Below are 6,273 nucleotides of genomic sequence, written 5' to 3' on the forward strand. Positions count from 1 at the left end.
AGCGCCCAGCAGGGCGCTTTTTCATATATTTATAACCTTATTATTGTTTCGGTCAACATCAAACTTGTCTTTTAGATGAGCTGGAGCCATCTTAATGATGAGCTGCAGAATAAATGTTGCTACTGCAAGGTCATCCACGATACCAATTCCGATGAGAAAATCAGGTATCAAATCGAATGGGAAAGCAAAGTACAGGACAATCAATGCAACTGCTGTTACCTTCTTGGCTGCTGCCACCTCTTTAGCTGTGAAGAAAGCTTTCAGAAATGGAATCGATTTGCGGAAATTGAACAGAAAACGGAGCCTGCTCCATAGTCTGGTCATATCATCCTTCCTTTCTGCCCCAAATAGAGCTATTCACATTTTAAGGGATAAAGGAATTTTTCACAACATGTAAGCAAAAAGCCCAGCAATTTATGCTGGGCTTCCTTTTTATGCTTTTTTCTTTTTCGTAGCTTTTTCACGTTCGTTCTTGTTAAGGATTTTCTTACGAAGACGGATAGACTCCGGTGTTACTTCGCAATATTCATCATCGTTCAAGTACTCGATTGCCTCTTCAAGAGACAAGTCGCGTGTTTTACGAATTGTGGACGTTTGGTCTTTGTTTGCTGAACGTACGTTAGTTAGGTGTTTTTCCACAGTAATGTTAACAGTAAGGTCGTTATCACGGCTGTGTTCCCCAACGATCATACCAGCGTATACATCTGTACCAGGAGCTACGAAGATGATACCGCGGTCTTCAAGCTTCATGATACCGTAAGTGGATGCTTTACCTTGTTCAAGAGCAACAAGTACACCTTTCGCTCTTCCGCCAACCTGACCAGCAATGACAGGCTCATACCCATCAAATGTGTGGTTCAGGATACCGAATCCGCGTGTCTGAGACATGAACTCAGTAGAATAACCGATTAATCCACGGGAAGGTACACGGAACTCAAGACGAACTTGACCGTTACCTTGGTTGATCATGTCGACCATTTCCCCTTTACGGGAACCTAAGGACTCCATAACAGCACCTGTGTAATCTTCCGGTACGTCTGCTTGTACGCGTTCTACCGGTTCACACATTTTACCATCGATTTCCTTAAGGATTACCTGTGGTTTGGACAATTGAAGCTCATAGCCTTCGCGGCGCATGTTCTCAATTAGGATGGAAAGGTGAAGCTCTCCACGTCCAGATACTGTCCAAGCATCAGGAGAATCAGTTGGATCTACACGAAGACTTACATCTGTCTCAAGCTGGTTAAGCAAACGTTCTTCGATTTTACGGGAAGTGATATATTTACCTTCTTTACCTGCAAAAGGACTGTTGTTTACTAGGAATGTCATCTGCAATGTTGGTTCGTCAATACGTGGAACCGGCAATGCTTCCTGAGCATTTACTGAGCAGACAGTCTCTCCAACGTTGATGTCCTCAAGACCAGCAACGGCAACAATGTCACCAGCTTTTGCTTCAGTGATCTCAATTCGTTTCAAACCGATGAAACCGAATAGTTTTGTAATACGGAAGTTCTTCACAGAACCGTCTTTCTTCATCAGGGCAACCTGATCGCCGACTTTAACGGCACCACGGAAGATACGACCTACACCAATACGGCCAAGGAAGTCGTTGTAATCCAAGATAGTAACCTGGAATTGCAAGCCTTCATCGGAGTTATCGATTGGAGCAGGGATATTGTCCATGATTGTTTTGAAGATGGCATCCATGGATTCCACTTGTCCTTCAGGCTCTTCACCGGAAGTACCGTTCAATGCTGACGCATAGACAACTGGGAATTCAAGCTGGTCATCATCCGCACCAAGTTCGATGAATAGATCAAGTACTTCATCGATAACATGCTCAGGACGTGCACTCGGTTTGTCGATTTTGTTCACGACTACAACCGGAGTAAGTTTCTGTTCCAAAGCTTTTTTCAATACGAAACGAGTCTGAGGCATTGCGCCTTCATAAGCATCCACAACAAGTAAAACGCCGTCTACCATTTTCAGTACGCGTTCTACCTCACCACCGAAATCGGCGTGTCCTGGAGTATCCAATATGTTAATACGAGTATCGTTATAATTAATCGCAGTGTTTTTCGCAAGAATTGTAATACCGCGCTCTTTTTCCAAGTCATTGGAATCCATTGCGCGCTCATCCACGTGCTCATTATCACGGAAAGTACCAGAATATTTTAGCAACTGGTCAACCAAAGTCGTTTTCCCGTGGTCAACGTGGGCAATAATCGCGATATTGCGAATATCTTCTCTTAATTGCATGTATACATGTCTCCTCTTCTTCATGTAATCCTATCCGACTACAACCTGTTAATTATACCACAGTTCATGTGCGGCACAATAGGATAGGCAAACATTAACATTATAATATTATCGTAAAGCTTGCTCCGCCTAAGTCAGACTTCCCTGCTCGAATGATACCATTATGCCGTTCAACGATTGCACGGGAAATCGCGAGGCCAAGTCCGGTTTCCCCGCCTTCACCTTTCACAAAGCGCTGGAACATATTCGGCAGCAAGTCCTCTGAAATGCCCGGACCATCATCAGAAATGGTTATCTCGACTTGCCGGATACTGCTTGGCTGAACAGAGATATGCACCTGACTTCCAGCATGGCGGACTGCATTGGACGTTATATTCATCATTGCCCGAAGCAGTTTCTCTTTATCCCCATTAATCACAATTGCTGCAGGTTTATTGTAGGTTAATTTCACATTTTTATCGCTCGCCAATGGCAAGGCACGATCTATGGTCAAGTCGACAAGCTCCTTGATCTCGATAGATTCTTCTTTATAAATACCCTCTTCACTATCAAGCTTAGCAAGCAGAATCATCTCATTAATCAGCTGTTTCAGACGACTAATTTCTGACACAACAACTTCAAGCCCATGCTCCTGGTCCTTGCCTGTGAAGACACCATCTTTGATTCCCTCCGCATATCCTTGGATCGTCATGAGCGGTGTTTTCAGTTCATGACTTGCATTTTGGAAGAACTGGCGCTGAGAGGTGATATAACGATTCAATTCTTTAGCCATCTCGATTGCACTTTGCTCTACTTCTTTGATTTCACCGCTTGCTTTGACCGATTTAATATTATCGAATTCACGCCGTTGAATTTTCTTCAGCTGATATTTCAATTCTGTGAGTGGTTTCACCAGACGCTGTGTCAAGTACGTGCTGATTAAGATGGCTATCATGACGCCAATCAAAAATACAAGAAAGATGCGTTGGAAGAAACTTTCCTGCACTTCTTCCAATTCACGTATCGGACGGAGAATGACCATGTTTTGATTCTCGCTAGTTGCTATGGATTTGACTACATAACTGTTTCGATTATCTTGCCAAATTGTATTCTTTTGAGTTGGATCCGTATCGTACTTTTCTGCAAATCTTTCTGCGTCTGATCGCACAAGGTTCGTATAGGTCAATTCCTCTTTTTCTTCATCATAAAGGAACATTTTGAGATCCAATTTATTAAGTATATTATCTAGTGTACCAGCAGGAATGGTTTCTACACCGCTAATCGATGTAAGCAGAAGCTGTCCGCTTTCCTCCAGCTGTCTCGTCTCATTCGTAACAAGCAAACCCTTCAGCTGCGAGTACAAAGTAATTGCTGTGAACCCCATCACAATAATAAGCAAAGTTGTAAATGCAATATTCAGTTGTGTCTTCAGTCTCATTCTTCGTTCATCCTGAACCGATATCCAAAGCCCCAGACTGTTTCAATCGGAATACCGTCCATTTTCTTGCGAAGTCGTTTTACTAAATCATCAACAGCTCGATCGCTGCCGAAATAATCCTCGCCCCATACTTGTGTCAGCAATTCATCACGTGAAAAGGCACGGTTTGGGTTCTGCACAAGGATTACGAGCATTTCGAATTCCTTCGCTGTTACTTCTACTTCTGCTTCATGCCAGTAAATGCGGCGTTCGCCTAATTGCAGCTGCAGGTTACCTGCTTGGAGATCCATTTGTTTCACTTGCTGTGTTTCTTGTTTTGTCTGCGGATTCCATCTTTTAAACAGACGCTTTACACGTGCTACCAATTCCCTCGGGCTGAAAGGTTTGGTCAAATAATCATCTCCGCCAAGCTCCAAGCCAAGAATTCTGTCGATTTCTTCATCTTTAGCTGAAATGATGATGATCGGCACCTCACTCGTTTGACGAATCTTATTACAAAGTGCGTATCCGTCCATGCCCGGAAGCATGATATCCATGATCCACATATCCGGCGTTTCTTTATCTGCAATCTCAAGCGCAAGCTCTGCTGTTTCCGCCACGCTGATTTGATAGCCCTCCTTTTTTAGATAGGCTTCTACTATATTTCTTATATTGTGATCGTCTTCGACAACGATTATATGATGTGACATTTGATCGACTCCTTTCCTCTCTACGGTTATTTTCCCACAAAATCGCAAAAAGAAAAGACTTTCCTGCTATTTGTCCATTCCACATATTTTACATAATTGCTCCGAAAAGATGCCAAATCCAGACAGTAGAATGTGTAGTATAGAACAACGAACACACAACACGAAAGAGGTGTCTTACATGAACAGAGACAATGACAAACCATACAATGAGTATCCAGATGATCAGCAGCGCTCTTCTTCATATGAACAGGAAAACTCCTACCCGGATGAAACGAACTCACTTTCCGAAAACGAAGAAGAACTGTCGAAATACAGACAAGCTATTCAAGTAGACGAACCAATCAATCAGCCGCAGCAACCAAAACAAAAAGGCAAGGTATGGACGAGCTTCGTCAGCGGGATTGCGGGTGGGATATTGGTACTCGCAATTGTTGCAGTGCTCGTATTCACGAATGTCATATCCTTCAGCTCTAATGCAGCAAGCCCAGCAACTATGGGAACGAATAACACATCAACGACAAAATCAAGTAACCAGACATTAGCAACACAAACAAGCACCGAAAACCTAACCACCGCTATACAAGACGCATCTGCAGCAGTGGTAGGCGTTGAAAATCTGCAGCAGACGGATTTATTCTCTGAGTCCGAAGAAGCAGGATCCGGATCCGGTGTCATTTATAAAAAAGAAGATGGCAAAGCATACGTCGTTACTAACCATCACGTTGTCGATGGTGCAACCAGCTTGGAAGTAACCCTTTCTAACGGACAAAAGGAAAAGGCAACCTTACTAGGATCTGATGAAATCAGTGATCTAGCAGTATTGCAAATCGATGGTACAAATGTAGATCAAGTTGCAACATTCGGTACTTCAGATGACCTGACTGTCGGACAGCAAGCGATTGCTATCGGTAACCCATTAGGAGCTGAATTTGCTGGTTCTGTGACACAAGGTATCATCAGTGGACTGGATCGTTCTGTAGCGGTTGATTCCAATAATGATGGTACAGAGGATTGGGTAACAGAAGTATTGCAAACAGATGCAGCTATTAACCCTGGTAACAGTGGCGGTGCATTGATAAACGCAAACGGTGAAATCGTCGGCATCAATTCTATGAAGATTGCCCAAGAAGAAGTCGAGGGTATTGGGTTTGCCATTCCGATTGATGCAGCTAAACCAATCATTAACCAACTTGAGTCAACTGGCAAAGTAGAACGTCCTTACGTTGGAATTGGTGCAGTCAGCTTGGATCAAGTACCGCAAGTAAATGCGCAGGAAACATTGAACCTTCCTGAAGACGTGACACAAGGTGTTGTACTCGCTCAAGTAGTAGAAAGCTCTCCTGCAGCAGATGCTGGTCTGCAGGAATACGATGTTGTAACAAAAATCGATGATCAAGATATTACCAGCATGGTCGATTTGCGCTCTTACCTTTATTCCGATAAAAATATCGGCGACGAGGTAACCGTTACGTATTACCGTGATGGGAAGAAGGAAACAACAAAGCTAACTTTAGCGAAGGAACAAACAACACAGTCCGATCAATCTACACAACAACAACAATAAGCGTTGCTTATTGATCAGATAGATGGCGGCCGCACCCTTAACAAAAACATGATATCCCCAAAATGTCATTTTAGCGGCCAACTACGCTCCCCCCAGAGCTTATCAGGAAAAAGCGATTACCCAACTGCACGGGTGATCGCTTTTTTTATAAGGCTGTTTACGTATTATTCTTGTAATATAAAGCCTTGCATAAAGAGGCTGAGACATAACTAAATCCCCATTGCTTAAAACCGAATGTTATTCTTGAGCGCCGCTTCGGAGAACACTCCGCTAGGATGGACAACTAATCAAAAAGACCGAACTTATGCAAATTTTCTTATGAAGATTTACAATATAGTTCGGTT

General features: G+C 43.2%; 5 protein-coding genes. 1 reads left to right on the forward strand and 4 read right to left on the reverse strand.

Annotated features, from left to right (window positions below; translation table 11 throughout):
- Positions 1-21: 21 nt before the first annotated feature.
- The 4 genes from AE2B122_RS14135 to AE2B122_RS14150 all read right to left on the reverse strand — a co-directional run bounded on the left by AE2B122_RS14135 (position 22) and on the right by AE2B122_RS14150 (position 4,365).
- Complete coding sequence (locus AE2B122_RS14135; RefSeq protein WP_175074480.1) at positions 22-324, reverse strand: YkvA family protein; 303 nt, start codon at positions 322-324, stop codon at positions 22-24.
- A 108-nt stretch (positions 325-432) separates the two neighbouring features.
- A complete protein-coding gene (gene typA / locus AE2B122_RS14140; protein ID WP_095220110.1) occupies positions 433-2,259 on the reverse strand; it encodes a translational GTPase TypA in 1,827 nt (608 codons plus the stop codon).
- A 100-nt stretch (positions 2,260-2,359) separates the two neighbouring features.
- Positions 2,360-3,676 carry a cell wall metabolism sensor histidine kinase WalK gene (locus tag AE2B122_RS14145; RefSeq protein ID WP_175074481.1) on the reverse strand — a complete coding sequence of 439 codons (1,317 nt, stop codon included), beginning with the start codon at positions 3,674-3,676 and terminating at the stop codon, positions 2,360-2,362.
- Complete coding sequence (locus AE2B122_RS14150; RefSeq protein ID WP_175074482.1) at positions 3,673-4,365, reverse strand: response regulator transcription factor; 693 nt, start codon at positions 4,363-4,365, stop codon at positions 3,673-3,675. The genes AE2B122_RS14145 and AE2B122_RS14150 overlap by 4 nt, the downstream gene beginning before the upstream one ends.
- 178 nt (positions 4,366-4,543) lie before the next feature.
- Between AE2B122_RS14150 and AE2B122_RS14155 the strand changes: the two genes are divergently transcribed.
- Positions 4,544-5,929 (forward strand): S1C family serine protease, encoded by a 1,386-nt coding sequence (locus AE2B122_RS14155; protein WP_175074483.1) that lies wholly within the window; start codon positions 4,544-4,546, stop codon positions 5,927-5,929.
- The last annotated feature ends 344 nt before the right edge of the window (positions 5,930-6,273 follow it).

Origin of the sequence: Terribacillus sp. AE2B 122, assembly GCF_902497585.1 — a bacterium.
Lineage (GTDB): Bacteria > Bacillota > Bacilli > Bacillales > Amphibacillaceae > Terribacillus > Terribacillus saccharophilus_A.